Annotated in this window: 17 protein-coding genes; 8 read left to right on the top strand and 9 right to left on the bottom strand. The window is 44.7% G+C overall.

The features are described from left to right. The first annotated feature begins 51 nt into the window (after positions 1-51). From NST34_RS13465 to NST34_RS13445, 5 genes are all read left to right on the top strand, one after another. Entirely contained in the window at positions 52-252 is a 201-nt protein-coding gene (locus NST34_RS13465) for a hypothetical protein (protein WP_341060617.1), read from the top strand. Positions 253-812: 560 nt separating this feature from the next. Next, a complete protein-coding gene (locus tag NST34_RS13460) occupies positions 813-1472 on the top strand; it encodes a response regulator transcription factor (RefSeq protein WP_076282794.1) in 660 nt (219 codons plus the stop codon). A gap of 2 nt (positions 1473-1474) precedes the next feature. Next, a complete protein-coding gene (locus NST34_RS13455; RefSeq protein WP_341127989.1) occupies positions 1475-2878 on the top strand; it encodes a sensor histidine kinase in 1404 nt (467 codons plus the stop codon). A gap of 61 nt (positions 2879-2939) precedes the next feature. Then, on the top strand, positions 2940-4022 hold the full coding sequence (locus NST34_RS13450) for a hypothetical protein (RefSeq protein ID WP_341127988.1): 1083 nt from the start codon (positions 2940-2942) through the stop codon (positions 4020-4022). A 379-nt stretch (positions 4023-4401) separates the two neighbouring features. After that, positions 4402-6678, top strand: coding sequence for a preprotein translocase subunit SecA (locus tag NST34_RS13445; RefSeq protein ID WP_341127987.1), 2277 nt, complete (start codon positions 4402-4404; stop codon positions 6676-6678). Between the two features lie 23 nt (positions 6679-6701). Here the strand turns inward: NST34_RS13445 and NST34_RS13440 are convergent, their stop codons facing one another. The 8 genes from NST34_RS13440 to NST34_RS13405 form a co-directional block, all read right to left on the bottom strand. Then, a complete protein-coding gene (locus NST34_RS13440) occupies positions 6702-6887 on the bottom strand; it encodes a hypothetical protein (RefSeq protein WP_341127986.1) in 186 nt (61 codons plus the stop codon). Between the two features lie 115 nt (positions 6888-7002). Next, positions 7003-8256 (bottom strand): MFS transporter, encoded by a 1254-nt coding sequence (locus tag NST34_RS13435; protein WP_341127985.1) that lies wholly within the window; start codon positions 8254-8256, stop codon positions 7003-7005. A 233-nt stretch (positions 8257-8489) separates the two neighbouring features. After that, positions 8490-9254, bottom strand: coding sequence for an ABC transporter permease (locus NST34_RS13430; protein WP_042187644.1), 765 nt, complete (start codon positions 9252-9254; stop codon positions 8490-8492). After that, entirely contained in the window at positions 9251-10195 is a 945-nt protein-coding gene (locus tag NST34_RS13425; protein ID WP_042187642.1) for a daunorubicin resistance protein DrrA family ABC transporter ATP-binding protein, read from the bottom strand. Before NST34_RS13425 ends, NST34_RS13430 begins: the two co-directional genes overlap by 4 nt. Positions 10196-10206: 11 nt before the next feature. After that, positions 10207-10560, bottom strand: a complete 354-nt coding sequence (locus NST34_RS13420) for a DUF1048 domain-containing protein (RefSeq protein ID WP_081382854.1) — start codon at positions 10558-10560, stop codon at positions 10207-10209. Continuing rightward, entirely contained in the window at positions 10553-10882 is a 330-nt protein-coding gene (locus tag NST34_RS13415) for a PadR family transcriptional regulator (RefSeq protein ID WP_076299375.1), read from the bottom strand. Before NST34_RS13415 ends, NST34_RS13420 begins: the two co-directional genes overlap by 8 nt. Positions 10883-11111: 229 nt before the next feature. Further along, positions 11112-13349, bottom strand: a complete 2238-nt coding sequence (locus NST34_RS13410; RefSeq protein ID WP_341127984.1) for a M56 family metallopeptidase — start codon at positions 13347-13349, stop codon at positions 11112-11114. A gap of 5 nt (positions 13350-13354) precedes the next feature. Beyond that, positions 13355-13732 (bottom strand): BlaI/MecI/CopY family transcriptional regulator, encoded by a 378-nt coding sequence (locus NST34_RS13405; protein WP_076299377.1) that lies wholly within the window; start codon positions 13730-13732, stop codon positions 13355-13357. 298 nt (positions 13733-14030) lie between these two features. Here NST34_RS13405 and NST34_RS13400 point away from each other — a divergent pair, with 298 nt between their 5' ends. Further along, the gene (locus NST34_RS13400) at positions 14031-15521 is read left to right on the top strand and encodes a 4-hydroxyphenylacetate 3-hydroxylase family protein (RefSeq protein ID WP_341127983.1); all 1491 of its coding nucleotides are present in this window, start codon (positions 14031-14033) and stop codon (positions 15519-15521) included. Between the two features lie 132 nt (positions 15522-15653). On the opposite strand, the gene NST34_RS13395 is transcribed toward NST34_RS13400, so the two are convergent. Beyond that, positions 15654-16949: an MFS transporter gene (locus NST34_RS13395; protein ID WP_445667662.1), complete on the bottom strand. Its 1296-nt coding sequence runs from the start codon at positions 16947-16949 to the stop codon at positions 15654-15656. A gap of 193 nt (positions 16950-17142) precedes the next feature. On the opposite strand from NST34_RS13395, the gene NST34_RS13390 reads away from it, so the two are divergent. Beyond that, entirely contained in the window at positions 17143-17724 is a 582-nt protein-coding gene (locus NST34_RS13390; protein WP_076299379.1) for a TetR/AcrR family transcriptional regulator, read from the top strand. 119 nt (positions 17725-17843) lie between these two features. After that, positions 17844-18221 carry a PilZ domain-containing protein gene (locus NST34_RS13385; RefSeq protein WP_042187629.1) on the top strand — a complete coding sequence of 126 codons (378 nt, stop codon included), beginning with the start codon at positions 17844-17846 and terminating at the stop codon, positions 18219-18221. Positions 18222-18252 lie beyond the last annotated feature (31 nt).

Genomic DNA, 18252 nt, shown 5'->3' with positions numbered 1-18252 from the left:
AACAAAGTCCATCCGGCGTTTGAAACCACGAACCGGAAAGGATGAAGTAAATTGAGTTATACGGAACTGCTGGAACGGAAGAGCGAAATCTTGAAGAAAACGGTCGAGAACTGGGTTTTGAAAGAAAATCGCGACGGACTGAACCTTCAAGAGGCTCATATTTACCAGAATATACTCAAGGAATTTCATCAGAACGAACATGAATTGAATGGGGTACGAGACGAGAAAGCAGTTAAGCGTCAGGACAACTGATCCACGGAAAAAGAAGACACTGTAACAGCTCGCAAACATGCGTCGCAAACGGCTTGATCTCAGAAGACGTACGCGTAAGAATATGAGAGGCTGCCCGGGAAGTTTGGGCAGCTTTTTACGTACAATCATTTCGCTGCCCGCCTCCGAAGCAAACGCTCTAAAATCCAGACGTTCGGATAATCCAGCAACCTGAGGATATCGCTCTATGACGTTAACCTTTTCTGTGCCAAGTATAAATTAGAGTACAGAGCTAGCTCCTGTGCGTCACGACTGCCAGTATGTGCTGGCGGTGCTGGAGGTGGCCCGTATACCTCACACTGGAGTTTCTCAGATGTATTCGATATCAACGTTTTATATTTGTAAATATTTTCATGATAGATGGAAGACCAATACAGAAGTTTGTACTGTTAAGGTAACAGTTCAGCACATAATTTTCTATCCTATTAGGTATTAACGCCTGATGAAACTATCAACCTTCTGGACAATCCTTCCTCTAGTTGTATATAGTGTATAACGAAAGTGGCACTTAGTGAGCAAGGTACCAGGAGGAGAAATACAAAATGGCAAATATATTAGTAGTAGAAGATGAACGAGCGATTAATGATTTAATTACAATGAATCTCAAGCTGGTTGGACATACATATAGCAAGGCATACCGTGGACCGGAGGTTTTCGAAATTCTGGAGCGTGAAAAGACTGATTTGATTCTGCTGGATGTTATGCTTCCGGAATTGGATGGTTTTGAGGTGATGCAGCGGATTGCACATTTGCAGGTTCCAGTGATTTTGATCACCGCCAAGAATTCTTTGGCTGACCGCATTAAAGGCTTCGAGCTGGGCGCGGATGATTATATCATTAAACCCTTTGAAATTCTTGAATTACTGGCAAGAATCAATGTAGTCCTGCGCAGGGGTGAAAAAGGCTCTTCCAGCTTCATTTGCGATAATGTTGAGGTGCGTTACCTGGAACGGCAAGTTTTAGTAGATCAGACACCGGTTGATTTGACCGTTAGAGAATTCGAGCTGCTTGAGGTGTTAATTCGTAACCGGAATATTGCATTGTCGAGGGAAAAGCTGCTGGAATTGGCGTGGGGCTATGATTTTGAGGGCGACACCCGCACCGTGGATGTTCACATCCGGCAGCTACGTAAAAAGCTGGGCTGGGAAGAACGGATCAAAACCATTTTCAAGCTAGGCTACCGCCTGGAAGTTCAGAGCTAATCATGAGATTCTGGCATAAGATTCTGCTGTCGGTACTTGCTCTCTTTATTGCTGCTCTGGATGTAAGTGTCATTATGGTGATGAAAAAAAGCTGGCAGCTAAACATGGACAGTGAAATGCAGAGAGCATCCAGTGAGCAATTGTTAATCGCCAACAATATTTATGAGAACCTTAATTCTATTCAAGCACGTGGAACGGCATTGACCCCTATTCTACTGGCCAGCGTCTCTGAGTCCTATGGAGATTACTACCGTAAGCAGGGAATCTATTTACAGCTATGGGAGAACGACCGAATGATTTACCCTCCCCAAAAAGGACAATTCGGGAAATCTAATTTAGGAAAAGGCGATCAGCCTGTATCCTCAGACGAACGCTCTATTCAGCTCTCCACTCAGCTTCCTGCTCCTTACCAGCATTTGCTGCTTGTCTATCAGCGTGATATCAGTGAGCTCTTCAACAAGCAACAGGAACTGAACCGCTTTTTTGTAATGATTAACTGGATCGTGGGACCCGTTCTGCTGTTACTTCTTTATCTTCTAATCCGGCATCTAAGCAAGCCGCTAAAGCTCCTGTCAGAGACCAGCAAAACGATCGCCGAAGGCGACTATACGAAACGGGTGCAGCTGCGCAGCAAAGATGAATTTGGCGAACTGGCCTTGAACTTCAACCGGATGGCGGAGGCCGTGGAACAGAGGGTTACCGAACTCTCGGACATGGCTGAAGAGAAACAAAGGATGGTGGATAATTTGGCCCACGAGTTGCGCACGCCTTTGACCAGCATGCAGGGGTTCGCCGAGTTTCTGACCACGGCCAATATTGGACAGGAAGAACAGCAAACTGCAGGTGGCTATATTCTTAGTGAAACCCTTCGTCTCAAGAATCTGGCCTTTAAGCTGCTGGATTTGTCTGTCCTCCGGCATCAGCCGTTGGCACTTCAACAGGTGGATATTTCGGAACTATTTCAAGCTATCCAACAGACGGAGCGCCCAAAATTGACGGATGCTGGCATAAGATTTCATGTCCAACATAAGATTTCAAATGTCTGGGGAGATCCCGATTTACTAGCTTCATTATTGGTAAATCTGGTTGAGAATGCGATTCATGCCTCCAAGCAAGGCAGCGAAATCCACATGCTGGCCTATGAGCTGGATGGAGAAGCTGTGCTAGAAATCCGTGATACAGGAACCGGAATCACCACAGAGATGGCTAAACGTGTGTTTGAACCGTTCTATCGGGGAGACCAAGCTCGTTCACGTGAATATGGCGGCGCTGGCCTAGGATTATCATTATGTCGGCAAATTGCTGAAGCGCATAAGGCCAGACTATCCTTAAACTCTGTCCTCGGCGAGGGAACTAGCATCAGACTCTTTTTACAACTCTATAACAACTGCCCTCCTACTCTATAACATCTTTGGATTAAGGTTAGGAAGATTCATCATCATCCGATCCCAATGGAGGTTAAGTTAAATGAAGAACAACAAGATTTCCGCTACACTCGCTGTACTCTTGTTCTCTGGAAGCGTGCTGGCGGTGAGCGCAATGATTGTCCCAGGATTTGTGAACACCACCGCCGCCAAGAGCATTTCTGCAGTACAAGACTCGGGCAATCTAACCTTGAACAGCAGCAAGGCACCCGTACTAAAAGTAGAAGCAGAAGCTCCGGTGTCTACTGTGAACAGAGATCTAGAGCAGCTGATGACCCAAGAAGAAATGCAGCAAATTTATGATTTTGCGGACAAGCCCAATAACGAAATTATCACCATCGGAAGGGAGATGACCGAGGATGAAATAAACCGGAGGCTGATATTTGAAGACCAGTATGTGTATGACGGCCTTCGTCCCAAGCAGCTGTTCCCGTTAAAATCGGGACAAGCGGAGTTTTATTTTGACTTGGAGAAAAACACGCTCAAGTATCCGAATCGGACATTGACTGACGAGGAACTGTTACAATATATTGACTGGTTCTACCGGGAGGCCTATGCCTTGTCCAAACGGAATATTGTAACCCCTCCAGAAACAGGAAATTTGAGCCAGACCGACGCCGTTGCCATGGCCGCTTCAAGTGTGCGAAAAATATTCGGAGCTGACGTCTCCAAGCTTGAAGTAAAAGCAAGCCAAGGAGAATCCATGCTATCAAAGAAAAAGACCTGGATGGTAATATTCACCCCTTATAAAACCAACACCTTAAGAGGACAAGGTAAGGAATTTTGGCAATATACCGTAATTATTGATCCCTCCACCCGCACGGTAGTAGATACGACCGCAGCTAATTTTTCACTCACAAGAACCCCAATCAATGCTGAAGCTGCCATCGCTATCCAAAAGGATGCAACCTGGATTAACGAGGCTACAAAAATAGTTACAGACAGACAAGGAGAAACCCGGAGAATCGCCACGGCTTCCCTTACAGACACTGACGTAAATAATAAGCGCGGTATGGTAGCGGTCAAAATGTTGCTCGAAGACGGCAGCAGTTATACAGCAGAGTTACGCTACCCAGATCAGACTCTTCGGTGCCTCATCTATGAAGAAGCAGAAGCTGCTAAATAGGGATACTAAGGATGAACAAAGGGGAAATTGTTTTTCAAATCGGTATAACCAGTTCTTGAAAAAGTTAAGGAGGCTACTGAATAAGAGTAAGAATTGCGAGGCATTTGGATAAGTGGTTTGTGGACTGAACTAGGTGATGAGTAAGATCCCTGTTCAGTCCTTTTTGGGTTCTTTTGCAAACAATCTGTAAACAAGAAGTCGAAGATGATAGTTGTAGTGTACCTAGAAGCATCCACGCTTTAATAGTCTCTATCCTTTGTCCAAATTGCATTTAATAGAATATTTTGGTAGATTGAATCCAGGAACTTGTTAACCGACTGATCAGCGCAAATATTGTTCAAAACTAAGCGTATTTCTACCGAGGGGAGATCAGATTTCTATGAATATAGCCGTCAAATTGATGCAAAAATTCAAAGACCGCGATACCCAGAATAAGCTGAAAGTTTATCAGGACAAAGTGGAGCTCATCAGAAAACGGAATTTGGAAGCATGGGAAGATGGGCAGCTTCAAGCGGAATCCCTCCGGCTACAAAAGGAAGCAAAATCAGGTACACCTTTGGATGAGCTGCTTATCGCTGCTTATGCGTTAGTATGCGAGGCAGCGAAGAGAAAGCTTGGATTAAATCCTTACGATGTCCAGATCATGGCTGCCATCGCTCTGCACGAGAGATTCTTGATCGAGCAGCATACCGGTGAAGGAAAAACACTTTCTGCTGTTATGCCTGCATATCTAAATGCACTGACTGGCAAAGGCATTCATGTGCTGACTTTTAACGATTATTTAGCCAAACGGGATGCGGAATGGATGGGCCCGATCTATCGTTTTCTCGGATTAACGGTAAACTCGGTTCAAGCGGGCATGAGCCTGTCCGAGAAACAGGAAGCATACGCCAAGGATATAACCTATGTTACGGCCAAAGAAGCGGGATTCGATTACTTGCGCGATACAATTGCACTAAACGAAGCCGATACCGTGCATCGTCCTTTCCACTACGTCATCGTCGACGAAGCGGATTCGCTGCTTCTCGACGAAGCTCGGGTGCCGCTAGTCATAAGCGGTGATTCTCCCTCTTCCAGGAGCGACGGCTTTCGTTTCGCAGAAGTAGCTCGGCAGCTCAAGCGAGATGAGCATTACGACTTCGACGAGTTCCAGCGGAACGTTTACTTAAATGAAACAGGCGCTGCGCAAGCGGAATCACTGCTGGGATGCGGCAATTTGTACGATAGCCATAACAGTCACTTGCTGACATCATTAAATTGCGCGCTGCATGCAGAATCGTTATTAAAGAAAGACGTCGATTACATCGTCCGGGACGGAAAAATCGAGCTGATCGAAGAATATACCGGCCGAGTGGCGGAGAACAGGTATTTGCCGGACGGGCTTCAAGCCGCGCTTACGGCAAAAGAAGGGCTGTACTCTATAGCCGGCGGGAAAATCCTCGGGACGATCACCATTCAACACTTCATCAGCCTGTACCCGCAGATTTGCGGAATGACGGCTACCGCTCATGCATCCGCAATGGACTTCGAAGATATTTATGCGCTGCAGGTGCTGCAAATTCCGCCGAACCGGCCAAACATCCGAATCGACCATCTGCACCGGATTTATACCCATAAAGAAGCCAAACTTAAGGCACTCGTACAAGAAATCTCATCCGTCCATAGGACGGGACGTCCAATTCTCATTGGTACGTCAAGCGTCGAAGAGTCTGCCATGCTGGCAGAGGCGCTAGCGGTTGCCGGCGTACCTTGCCATGTTTTAAATGCGAAAAACGATGCGGAAGAGGCAAACATCGTCGCCAAAGCGGGAGAAACCGGTGCAGTGACGGTGTCTACAAATATGGCGGGACGCGGGGTCGACATCCGGCTCGGCGGCGTCGACCCCGCGCAAGCGGAGGTAATCGCAAAGCTAGGCGGGTTGTACGTAATTGCCACCCATGTGAACGAAAGCGTGCGGATCGACGACCAGTTGCGCGGGCGATCCGGTCGCCAAGGCGACCCGGGAGCTTCCGTTTTTTATGTAAGCTTGGAGGACGAGTTACTGCTTCGCTTCGGCATCCATAAAGCAGTTCGCGCTCCCAGGCAGGAAGATGCTCTTGAAGAGACGGGGCTCAGCAGCAAGATCACAAGTATTCAGCGGATTGTTATGGGCCAAAACTTTGATATCCACAAGGAACTGAACTGTTATTCGGATATGGTGGAGGATCAGAGGCGAATTCTATACGCGGAGCGGCTGCGAATTTTGAAAGGCGTGCAGCCGTTGAGCCCAGCGGAGCAGCGGGTACGGCTTTTTTATATCGACGAATTCTGGGCTGACCATCTTGCATACGTTTCTTACCTTCGTGAAGGCATTCACTTAGAGAGCCTTGCCAGCCGCAATCCAATCGACGAATTTCATGCGCAAATCACTGAAGCCTACGAGCAAATTCCTTCTAAAATAAATATCGCGTCACAAAATATGCTTGAAAAGCTCGGAGGTTCAAATGATCCGGCCGAGTGGGAAAAGTTCGGTCTGAAAAGTCCTGCTTCCACCCGGACTTATATTATCAACGATCAATACCTACAGAGTAAGCGAACCTCATGGACCGGAACGACCGTATTTGCTTATTGGCTTCGCACGGTTGCGAGGCCGATATTCAAGCTGTCAAAATATTGATGCAACGATGGGGCGGTTAGCCCCTACTCCTCTAGCTCATCCAGCTTCGCTTCCAATTCAGTCAACTTGCGATTCGCTTGATCCAATATCTCCTGTTGTTCTGCGGTTTTTGCTCGTTTTATTTCTTTTTTGATGGCCATAATCTGCTGTTCCAAATAGAGAATTTCAGCTTCATTTCCTGCGTTGTTCCACATCTGTGAATAAGTCATTGTCGGTCTCCTATTTTCTAATTAAGAAAAGCCTTCCATAAAGTTCAATCGAACTTTAGGAGAGCTTCTTTTTTTATCTACACAAGGGTTTCAAGTTCTCGCTTCTCGCAAAATTCTACTCTTGTGATGCTTCCTGTATTAAAGGCATCCCAGCTTCAACTAAACGTTTGTTTCGAATGAAGATAATGGACAGTATTACAGTTAACACCCCTGTTCCAACAAGGAGCCATTCAATCTCAATTACATCCGCGAGCGGACCGAATATCAGCATTCCGATTGGCATCATGGAAGTCGATATCATACCAAAGACTCCGAATATGCGTCCCAAGTAATCCGGATCTACCTTCTCTTGTAGCATTACGGTTGTCGGTGTATTAAAGACGGGCATAGCTACGCCGAAAATAGCCATCATAACTAAGTAGATCCAAAAAACAGGTACAATACCCAAAGCGAACGTACATACACCCATAATTAAGCTAGCAAAAGTCATTGTATATACTTTGTTTCGAAAGCCGCCCCATGAAGCAATAATTGCTCCGCCAGCCATCATACCGATAGAAAAAGCAATTTCAATAGCTGTTAATCGCCAATAATCATCTCCGAAGCTGCGTGTCACTTGTAGCGGTGTTAAAAATGCAGCCGGTGCCATCAATACGAAGAAAAAGGCGAAAAAAATGAAAAAAGTTTTGAGAAAGCTGTGGTTTTTAATATAGCTTAAACCCTGTTTAAAATCGTCCAAATAGCTTGTCGTTTGTTTATCAGTCGCTTTTTTATGCAACGGTATTTTCAAAAAGAAAGATAATGTAAAGATCGCTATCGCCGCTGTGATAACATCGATAAAGAAAATGACCTCAATTGTTGCCAATGAAAGCAATGACGCGCTAACGATAGGTGCAACAAACATCATTAGTGCTTGAAGACTTCCGTTAATCCCATTTACTTTCGTCAGCTTATCCTCTGGTACAATTTGAGGTAATATTGCCCCAACCGCAGGTGATTGAACCCCAGCTCCGAGCGCACGAACTGCAGCAATGGCGAACAACAACCATATCTCATCATAACCAAGCAAAAATGTAATGGCTAAAATCAGTGTAACAAAGGCAATCAGGGCATCTGCTATCATAATAAGATATTTCCGGTTGAAACGGTCCGCCCATACACCTGCAAACGGTGATAATAAAAAGGTAGGAATGAATCCACAAATAATAAATAATGTCATCATCATACCTGATTTTGTTGTAAGCGTAACGTACCACATAATAGCATATTGAACTAAAGCAGAACCGAATAACGAAAATGTTTGACTGCTTAGAAAGATAATTATATCCCGTTTCCAATGTTTTTTGTTTTGTGCTTCGTTTGGTATCACTATAACTTACTCCCCCATTTTTAAAAAATATCATTCATTCCCCATTCGCCTATTAAAATTAATTACCAAATCCGGTACTTCTAATTCTATGTACAAAAATTTTATATAAATCACATTTCTAGAATAGCACAGAAATATTCACCCCACCATTCAGCCAGCATCTTAAAATTAGCCTGTGCACACAAAGAGCCGGTATCCCCCTCTTTCGAGAAGCCACCGGCTCTTTTTTACGTCTATTTCATTCTCCGTTTATACACTCGCATTGCGGAAGCCCAGAAAAACGCAAGTATTGCTAAACTCCATAATACCGCCACAAGCGTAGTTTTATCTGCCGTTCCTCCGAGTAAAAGAGAACGAATACTCTCGATAAGCGGTGTCATGGGCTGATATTCTGCGAATACGCGTATAGCCGAAGGCATGCTGTCGGTCGGCGCAAAGGCAGAACTAACGAATAAAAGTAACATCAAAATGTAAGAAAATACTCCTGCTCCTTCGAATGATTTAGCAAGTAAGCCGAAGGTGACGGCAATCCAAGTAAACGCAAGTACGCTAAGCAACAAAATACCAATGGCTAATACCCAACCGAGCACATCCGCTTTCGGCCGAAATCCCATTCCGAAGGCAACAAGGAAAATGGCAAGCAATGAAATGACGTTAAAAACTAATGAAGCAACCACATGACCGCCTAGAATAGAGGCTTTTGCGATCGGCATGGAGTGGAAACGCTCGAATATGCCTTTCGTGAGATCGTTATTGATACGAAGAGAAGAATAAGCCACGCCACTAGCAATGCAAAAGAGCAATATTCCGGGCACAATATAATTGATATAGCTTACATCACCGGTGTTCATCGCTCCGCCAAAGATGTAAACAAAGAGCAGCATGATCATGATCGGCATGGCGATGACGGTAATAATCGTGTCGATGCTACGTGTGGAATGGCGAATGACACGCCCACTCATGACGGCGGTATCGCCTAGAAAATGAATGAATTTCATCGGGAGTCCTCCTTTTTGCTAGTGACGATCGCGAGAAAAACATCCTCAAGCGAGGGCAGTTTCTGCGCAAACTCGGCAATTTCTATGTCAGCTTCCGCTGCTTTCGTTAGCAGTCGCATCATCTGTCTCGTACTTCCGTCTGTAATGACGGAGAGCGTGAGATTGTTCGAATCTGCAGTCGCGTTAAATTCCTTCAACAGATCTTGTGCTTGATTTAGCGTTGTTTCATTGTCGAATCGAAGCTCGATATGACCCTTAGGCAATCTATTTTTTAGCTCCGCGGGACTGCCGCTTGCCACGATATGACCTTCATGTAAGATCGCGATTTGATCAGCTAGATGGTCAGCTTCCTCTAAATACTGCGTAGTTAAAAAAACAGTGACACCTGATCTCGCTAAATCCTTGATCATATCCCACATAGCAAGACGCGCTTGCGGGTCAAGTCCGGTGGTCGGCTCATCGAGAAAAATGACCGAAGGGTTACCCAATAAGCTCATGGCCAAATCCAAGCGCCGACACATCCCTCCGGAATACGTGGAGATTCGGCGATCGGCGGCATCGAGCAAGTCAAAACGACGTAATAACTCCTCGGCTTGTTTGTCAGGATCGGGCAAATGGCGGAGTTTGGCCATCATTCGCAGATTCTCGCGTCCGGTCAGGATATAGTCAGCGGTGACGCTTTGTCCTGTCAGGCTGATCTCCTTACGTACTTGCTCTGGTTGCTTAGTTACGTCGGCTCCATTAATCTTTGCGCTTCCGTTGTCGGGCTGGAGCAGGGTGGCAAGAATTTTGATCATAGTGGTTTTACCCGCGCCGTTGGACCCTAGAAGAGCAAAAGTTGAACCCTTCTGAACAGTGAAGTCCACCCCCCGCAACACTTCCACGTTCTTATAGGATTTTTTGAGGCCTATTACTTCAATCGCCCAATTGTTCGATGTCATCCTAATCCCCCCTATCTTCCAAGTTTTTTGTGAATGGACTCGTTCATTTTGGCTCGCATTTTCCCTGTCCAAGTCTGAGCGGAAACGTCCTCGAGCAGCCCGTCACAGAACGCCATTACGTCATTCCCTACGATCTCCAGAACATCTCGACCTTCAGCAGCTCCCATCTCAAACATGTCAAGCATTTCGGGAAACAGGTTGATGACGCTAGAATCGTTTGTTGAGAAATTCAGCATGTAGCGCGATGCGATATTGTAAACTTCTCGGTAATCGTTCGGAAGCGCTTTTGAACGTTTTACGCACTCTTTATAAGCCTTTTTTTGTTCACGTAAATCTTTAAATTTATCGAGCATGTTCTTATACACGGCTATCCTCCTTCAGTTGGGTAAGTCTTGACGAAACATATCCCCATTTCTCCCAAAACATGGATAGTTCCCGTAATCCCTCTTCATTTAAACTATAAAATTTCCTTGGTGGTCCTATTTCGGACGGTTTTTTCTCGATATCGACGAGTTTATTTTTTTCTAACCGTATCAAGATGGTGTAGACCGTTCCTTCAACAACATCTTCGAAACCGAGCGCATTTAGCGTTTTTACGATTTCATACCCATAGGTTTCTTTCCGGCTGATGATTTCAAGTACACAGCCTTCCAAAACTCCTTTCAGCATTTCTGTTAGGTTATCCATTTAAATCCTCCAATGCTACTCTGTATTGCTTAGTACCACTATATAGTAACACCGAGTAGTGGAATTGTAAATAGGAGGAAAAGCGGATTGCTGAAAATAAATACGACAGTAGTAGGGACTGGATTTGGTATGAGTGGAAAGCATTTGCTTTAAGTCAGTAACAATAAAGAAAGCCCGCGCTGGGCACGGGCTTTCTTTATTGTTACGAGGTACTTCGACATCGACATAACTATTTATACGGGTCAGCAATTTCTTCCCATTGACCGGTGAAGACATCCACTTTTATCGTCAACTCCCTGCCGCCTTGCCTAACATTACTGAACAAATAACCATCTCCAATAAAGCCGGAAATCCAATCCTCATCTATTGGCTCGAAGCCTTCTGTATCAAAGATTGGCTGAAGTAACTTATACAGCTCCTTCTTGTATTCTGTACCGTTAGATATGTCCCACAGATCTATCGCTTCTCGATTCACAAGGCTTCTCACTGGACTGCCAGAAGTTGTATCATGAACCGTACCGGTAAGCGGATTAATTTTATAGCTAAGGCCTTCCCCTACGCCATTCGGTGGATCCATAAAATCAATCGTGTATTGATCGCCTTTTTTACCAAAGGTCCAGCCGCTAGCTGGAAGCTTTTTTTCCAGCAAGGACTTAATATCCCGTTCACTGAGCGGAGGAGAAATAAACGAGCCATAGTACATCTGTACACTCTCAATGGTCAATTCCTTGCCGTAAACGACAATAACTTCAAGCGGAAACTCAGAGATGGATGCTGCACCTGCCAAACGAGCTACAATACGGTCCCCATCAAGCTCATACGAAACTACGGCGCCAAATCCAATCTTCTCGCCCCAATCCCCCTCAGTGTAATCATACACTTTAGTCAAATGCTTTCCGTCTAGTTCAGCGGATACGTAAGTGTGGTTATTCCGGTGTGAAATGGAGGATTTCAGCCTCCGATTTAGCGTCTCGACCGGTTCCTCTACCACAAGCTCTTCCAGAGTGACAGGCTGGAGCACATGAATCTCACTCATTGAGAGCCCTGTTCCAGTGCCGGTAGTAATACGAATAAAGATTTCTTTAGTACCATCCCCGTTAAGATCGGCTTCTTCAATGGAAGGTGGCCGCGTTTCATCTTCACCGGCATTCCACAAAAACGTTCTGTTAACCTCACCGCGCACATCTACCGTGACTTCATGCAAAAGTGCATGCTCAGCCGTGGGCTTTGCAGTTACAGTAATTCCGTTCTTCTCCACTAATAGGGTTCCTTTGGGATCGATTGCAGTTGAATCTTTAGTCTGAGAAGCTGACGGGATAACAACACTCTTCTCCGGGGCTGACGTAGAACTCAGCTTTGCCCCAGTCAAGGTACAGCCACTTAAGACCATAATTACTGTTAACCCCAACACCGTATTTTGTGCTGTGATTTTTTTATGCCTGGTGATCATGGTTATCCTTCTTTTCATTTCCTTCTTGTTGCTTGAAATGCCGGCTGCACCAGCCACTCGGATTGGATCGGTCAATGTTTCCAATAGTTTAAGAAGAGTCCGTGCGTAGTCTTTGTGGTGCTCCGATGCAAGATGCTTTAAAGCCAGCGCATCACATGCGACCTCTTGATCCCTTTTCATTTGGCTAACGGCATACCAAAGCAACGGATTGAACCAATGCAGGGCCAGCAGCAGTCCTGTCAGCAGATTCAGCGAAATATCACGACGTTTCACATGCGCCAGCTCATGCAGAAATATATGACGCAGTTCGTTTGCCTCCAGCGTGTGCAACATGGATGTCGGCAGCAGCAGCTTGGGGCGCATCACACCAAGCAGTGTGAGCACGGCAGTCTGCTTCGTCTCAACCAGCTTCACTGGGCGCCTTACCTTCATCTCTCGTTGACACGTTTCGAACAACCACAGGATATCTGCGGAACGGATCTCCGGTTCCCGTCGAACCCGTGCCGTGAATCGCAGCTGCTCACGAACCGACAGACTTATCATTACCACTGCTCCGCTAAGCCAGATCAGAACCAGCAAATGCATCGGCGTCCAGCCTGTATTGAATGTCTCATAAGGATCGTAGATTTCCGGAGTCACCAGTGTCATACTATCTGGTCTCTCGGCTTGCTTTGAAGTTCCTGTTCCTGTTATTTCAGCGACCTTGGTCGAGTCCACCTCTTGAATGTTCATCCCGGACACAGGCAAATCACCTACATCCGGCTGCGCAGAAGGAATATTGAAAGTCAGAGCTGATTCTGTCTCCAGCGGAAACAAATTAAAAATGCTGAACGCACTTTCCGGTGTCCAAGGGACGGCTAACCTCACGATCAGCGGTATCCACAGAAGATACGTCCAGGTCGGTTTTAATCTATTCTTGATCAAGAAACGGGTTGCCAGGATCAGCAAAGCCAGCACGCTCGCCATAGCGGATAGTGACAATATCTTAACGAACAGATTGTATGCAGCTTCCAGCAAGCGACTCAGTCCTTTCGCTCATCCAAAATTCTCTTCAATTCTTCAATATCTTCTCGGGACAGCTTCTCATTCTGTAAAAAGTTGACTAACATCGGGCGCAGCGTTCCACCGTAGATCCGCTTCAGAAAAGATTGTGTCTCCGATTGGATGCATTCCTCTTCCCGCACCAGTGGGTAATACGAATACACCCTTCCTGTCTGGTTGTAACCGATAGCCCCTTTCTCCGTCAGACGCTTAATCAGCGTCCGCACCGTTTTTGGGTTCCAGTCCCGGCTGCCCTCCAGAGCTTCAACAATCTCTCCTGCCGTGCGCGGGGCTCCAGTCCACAGCACCTTCATTACTTCCCACTCGGCATCCGAGATTTTTGGAATTTCCGTAGACATAATCCTATCCGCCTTTCTTTCTACTGAATGACTACACTTGTAATCCAATGTAAAAAATATACAAGTAAGTCTCGTTTATGTCAACCTTAAGTAACAATACGAATCACTATTAACAATGAATGCAGATGTGGGGTTAGTGCAGAACACTATATTTGGGGAGATAATTGTGAATATCCTCTTTTTATAGTTTAAATTAAGGTTGGCCCCTTCACTGACCCGGTGTATGGACAATGTACAAGAAGAATTATGATTACGTACATTAAAAATATTAATACAACTCTCCAAAGAGGTGGAACGTGTGCCTATTAAAAATGGTAATCAATACATCGAACGAATCGACCGGCAAAATATCAATATTTGGTACAACGGGACGCGTATCGAAGGACCATTATCCAAACATCCTGCATTTCAAGGCCTCATACAAACACAAGCCGAAATGTACAACATGCAGTGTGACGAACGTTATTTAGCGCAGATGACCTACCCTTCGCCTGATACTGGAGAGCTTGTTGGTCTATCTTTTCTCCCACCCAAAAGTGTTGAAGATTTAGAAAGTCGAAGAAAAATGATTGAACTCTGGTCAAACAGACATCACGGTTTTTTAGGACGCTCCCCAGATTATATGAATACGGCAATCATGTCTCTGTTTACAGCTGCCGATATCCTTGAGGACCTTCATCCGAAATATGCTGAGAACCTCAGGAAATACTATGCCTACTGCCGAGATCATGACATTACTTTATCCCATGCATTCATCCAGCCTCAAGCAAGTAAAATATCCGGTCAGGTTGATGCCACAGAGGATTCTATCGCTGCTAAAGTCGTAGAAATCAAGGACGAAGGGATGGTTGTGACCGGTGCTTTTATGATGGCAACACAAGGGGCTACATGCGATGAAATGCTAGTATTCCCTACGCCTTCACCATCCCTTGTAGATGATGATAATCCCTTCGCATTTGCCTTTGCAGTACCTAATGATCTGCCTGGGATGACTTTTTTTTGCCGTGAAAGTTACTCAGCCCCATCTGCTTACGACCATCCCTTAAGTTCTAGATATGAAGAAATGGATACGCTTATTATATTTGACCGCGTACTCATCCCACATGATCGAATATTTTATTACGGAGATGAGATCTACTGTGCCCGATTGTTCGGTGAGAGTCACTTTCATACCCATATGGGTCACCAAATCATCACCCGCTATATTGCTAAGACTGAGTTCTTTCTCGGTGTGCTAGAATCTTTGGCAGAAGAACAAAATGTTGAGCTCGAGCCCTTCACCATTCTACCGATTTCAAGAATACTGACGTTTCTAGAAACATTCAAAGCGTTAAGACTCGCTTCTGAAGTAGGAGCATCCCACGATAAATTTGGATTTCTTGTTCCTGATAAAGGCCCCCTTCTAGCATCAACCATTCACTTTTCAGAGTTTTATCCGAAGATGGTTGAAATGGTTCAAAATCTCAGTTCAAGCGGGCTTATCATGATCATCTCTGAATCGGACTTCAGTTCAAGTGCCGGTTCATACCTCCATCAGTATTTGAAGGGTAATGTCTCGGATGCTTGGTACCGAAATGCCTTATTCCGGGTCGCATGGGAACTGGGAGCGGGTGCATTCGGTGGCCGCCAAACCCAATTTGAGCGGTTATTTTTTGGGAATTCAGAAACAATGGCCTGGCGTATGTACAATAGCTATGATAATCACGAATACTTCCGTCAAATCATTCACGAATTTATTTCACCTGAAGACCCCCTCCCTAATTTAACAACAGATGTAGTTTCTAATTGAGATTTTTGTTTATTTTCCATGTTGAATTGAACTTTTCGAATTGCTCCCACGGCCAGGTGACATGAAAAACTATAGCCCTGGCTGGAGCGTTAAGACTTAGAAATCGCACCTAATTATACGAGATAAGTGCAGTTACTCCTTTGTTAATAACCAAAAAAGAAGAGCCAGAGCACTCACAATTGCACCTAACAAACTCACTCCGTTCCAGCCAAAGTAAACATAGACACTGGTAGATGCGATCGACCCAGTGGCGCTGCCAATGGAATAAAAAATCATGTAACCGGCAGTAAGCCTACTGCGTGCCTCAGGTCGCAAAGTAAGGATCATGCTCTGATTGGTGACATGTACGGCTTGTACTGCAAGATCAAGAAGGATAATACCAACGATTAATGCAATAAGCGAATGTTGAACATAACTTATTGGCAACCATGATATGAGCAAAAGAATCAAGGCTACACCTGTGGTCTTCTGACCTAAACCTCGATCGGCGAGGCGACCTGCTCGCGCTGCTGCTAACGCGCCTGCAACACCTGCGAGACCAAATGCTCCAATCGCTGTATGTGAAAGAGAAAACGGTGGGGCGCTGAGAGGTAATACTAGAGACGTCCATAATATACTGAAAGCGGTAAAAATCATCATGCCTAGTGAAGCACGGATTCTAAGAGTTCGTTCCTGAGCAAACAACGTGAACATTGAACGAATCAACTGTAGGTAAGATAATGATTCTCTTTTGTGCTCATAATGTGGCAACACCCGAAACAATACACATGCCATGATTAGTGTTAATACCGCGGAAACAAGGTAAACAGAACGCCAACCTGCTAGATCCATTAATACGCCAGCGAAAGTTCGCGCCAGTAGAATACCAATTACAATTCCACTTGTCACAACACCAACGACACGCCCACGTTCGGCTGGAGCAGCCAAAGTTGCCGCGAATGCAACGAGCGTCTGTGTCACTACGGCAAGAAACCCAACCGCTGCTATACCTACGAATAACACTATACTGCTGGTGGCAGTACCAACGACAATTAAAGCCAAAACGGATAGGAGCATCTGTCCAGCGATCAGCCAACGCCGATTTAATAGATCGCCCAGAGGCACTAGTAATAACAGTCCAAGTGCATAAAAAATTTGAGTGATTGTAATAACAAGTCCAACGAATGAATGAGAAATACCAAACTCGTTCGAAATAGCGTCCAGTAAAGGTTGCGCATAATATATGTTAGCAACAACTATTCCGCAGGCGACGGAAAATAAAAGTGCCACATTACGAGATATTATTGATACAGGCACTGGTTCCGACGCTCTAAACCCTCCTTGTACTTTTTCAGCTTTTTTGACTGTTTGATCCGCTATAATAGCTTTCGATTCCTCAACAGATCCCCCCAAAAATAACGCCTCCTGATTAACTTTTATCAAATTCATAAATTACATACCGATCAGTACGTAAATACGTTTGACAAATATAACTCTAAAAAAAGATAACTGTCAAGAGATTAACTTATAGAACAAGCAAAAATTAGAATCCAACTATTTATACGTTCATTTCTTATTGACATAATAATATTCAAACCATAAAATAATATCATACCGTTCGATATGAAAAGAGGGAGTTACTATGGCTCGACCACGTGAATTTGATGAGGAAAAAGCATTGGATGCAGCTATGCAAGTATTTTGGGAAAAAGGGTTCGAGGCTACCTCTTTAAGCGACCTGACATCAAGAATGGGTATTCAGCGGCCTAGCATCTACTCTACCTTCGGAGATAAAAAAGGACTATTTGAAGCTGCGTTGCGGAAATATACGAGTTCTCATGCTGCCTATGTTCGTAACAAGCTTCAAAACAATTCTTCTGTTAAAGAGGCATTCCGTGACTTTTTCGAAAATATAGTGGCAAAAGAATATGGACAACATCCGAACTGGGGATGCTTTTGCATTAATTCGATGGTTGAACTTTCACCCCACGATGAGAAATTTGAGCTCCTGACAAGAGAACACCAGATGTATCTCTCGGTAATATTTCAAGAAACGATTGATCGGGGTTTGCGCTCAGGTGAGCTTGATCCCGCTATTAACGCAAAAAGTTTAGCGCAGACACTAGTCATAGCATTAATTGGACTTACTGTGATCATGAAATCCCGTCCTGAAAGATCATTTGTAGATAATTCTGTAAAAGAAATACTTACATTGTTACGATAGAATCAAAAATTAGGTATGCAGCTTTTGTAATTTCGAAACTTTAATATGTTTAATAACTCTTCACTAATCCTGTTTTCCTGTCGATAATTTATAGTAGATGGAAAAGTATGGAGGAGCATATGAACACTAATCGCAGAACTGAACCTTTTCGATATACCCTTAAAGAACCTGTAACCCTTGATCTTCATATTCTTAGTATTAACGGAATCCAGGTTCCTTCTAAGCCTGTAAGAGCTGTACTGTTCAACATCAGTCGAACAGGCTGCCACTTATCGTTACCCCTCAACATCAATCCAGAAAATAACCTAGTACGGATTGGTATGGAAATGAATCTTACGGATGAATCTATTTACTTAGAAGGAATTCTAAAATGGAATAGAGAACAGCAGGACTGTTTCCATTACGGTATTCAATTAGACATTCCTGAAGCAGACATTGAGTGTCTTCCGAGGGTGCTACGCAGGCTCGCTGGAGAAGGTAAAATATTGGTTCGTTGAGATGTTAACAAAAGAATAGTACTCCATTAAT

The sequence above is a fragment of the Paenibacillus sp. FSL H7-0714 genome (assembly GCF_038003765.1).
Taxonomy (GTDB): Bacteria; Bacillota; Bacilli; order Paenibacillales; family Paenibacillaceae; genus Paenibacillus_AQ.
The sequence above is the reverse complement of the archived record's forward strand: the minus strand, read 5'-3'. Positions and strand labels throughout refer to the sequence as shown.

What these genes read in the sequence shown, in the direction of transcription:
- NST34_RS13460 (WP_076282794.1), top strand. Translation starts at nt 813, where the DNA reads ATGGCAAATATATTAGTAGTAGAAGATGAACGAGCGATTAATGATTTA.
- NST34_RS13455 (WP_341127989.1), top strand. Translation starts at nt 1,475, where the DNA reads ATGAGATTCTGGCATAAGATTCTGCTGTCGGTACTTGCTCTCTTTATT.
- NST34_RS13450 (WP_341127988.1), top strand. Translation starts at nt 2,940, where the DNA reads ATGAAGAACAACAAGATTTCCGCTACACTCGCTGTACTCTTGTTCTCT.
- NST34_RS13445 (WP_341127987.1), top strand. Translation starts at nt 4,402, where the DNA reads ATGAATATAGCCGTCAAATTGATGCAAAAATTCAAAGACCGCGATACC.
- NST34_RS13440 (WP_341127986.1), bottom strand. Translation starts at nt 6,887, where the DNA reads ATGACTTATTCACAGATGTGGAACAACGCAGGAAATGAAGCTGAAATT.
- NST34_RS13430 (WP_042187644.1), bottom strand. Translation starts at nt 9,254, where the DNA reads ATGAAATTCATTCATTTTCTAGGCGATACCGCCGTCATGAGTGGGCGT.
- NST34_RS13425 (WP_042187642.1), bottom strand. Translation starts at nt 10,195, where the DNA reads ATGACATCGAACAATTGGGCGATTGAAGTAATAGGCCTCAAAAAATCC.
- NST34_RS13415 (WP_076299375.1), bottom strand. Translation starts at nt 10,882, where the DNA reads ATGGATAACCTAACAGAAATGCTGAAAGGAGTTTTGGAAGGCTGTGTA.
- NST34_RS13405 (WP_076299377.1), bottom strand. Translation starts at nt 13,732, where the DNA reads ATGTCTACGGAAATTCCAAAAATCTCGGATGCCGAGTGGGAAGTAATG.
- NST34_RS13395 (WP_445667662.1), bottom strand. Translation starts at nt 16,949, where the DNA reads ATGAATTTGATAAAAGTTAATCAGGAGGCGTTATTTTTGGGGGGATCT.
- NST34_RS13390 (WP_076299379.1), top strand. Translation starts at nt 17,143, where the DNA reads ATGGCTCGACCACGTGAATTTGATGAGGAAAAAGCATTGGATGCAGCT.
- NST34_RS13385 (WP_042187629.1), top strand. Translation starts at nt 17,844, where the DNA reads ATGAACACTAATCGCAGAACTGAACCTTTTCGATATACCCTTAAAGAA.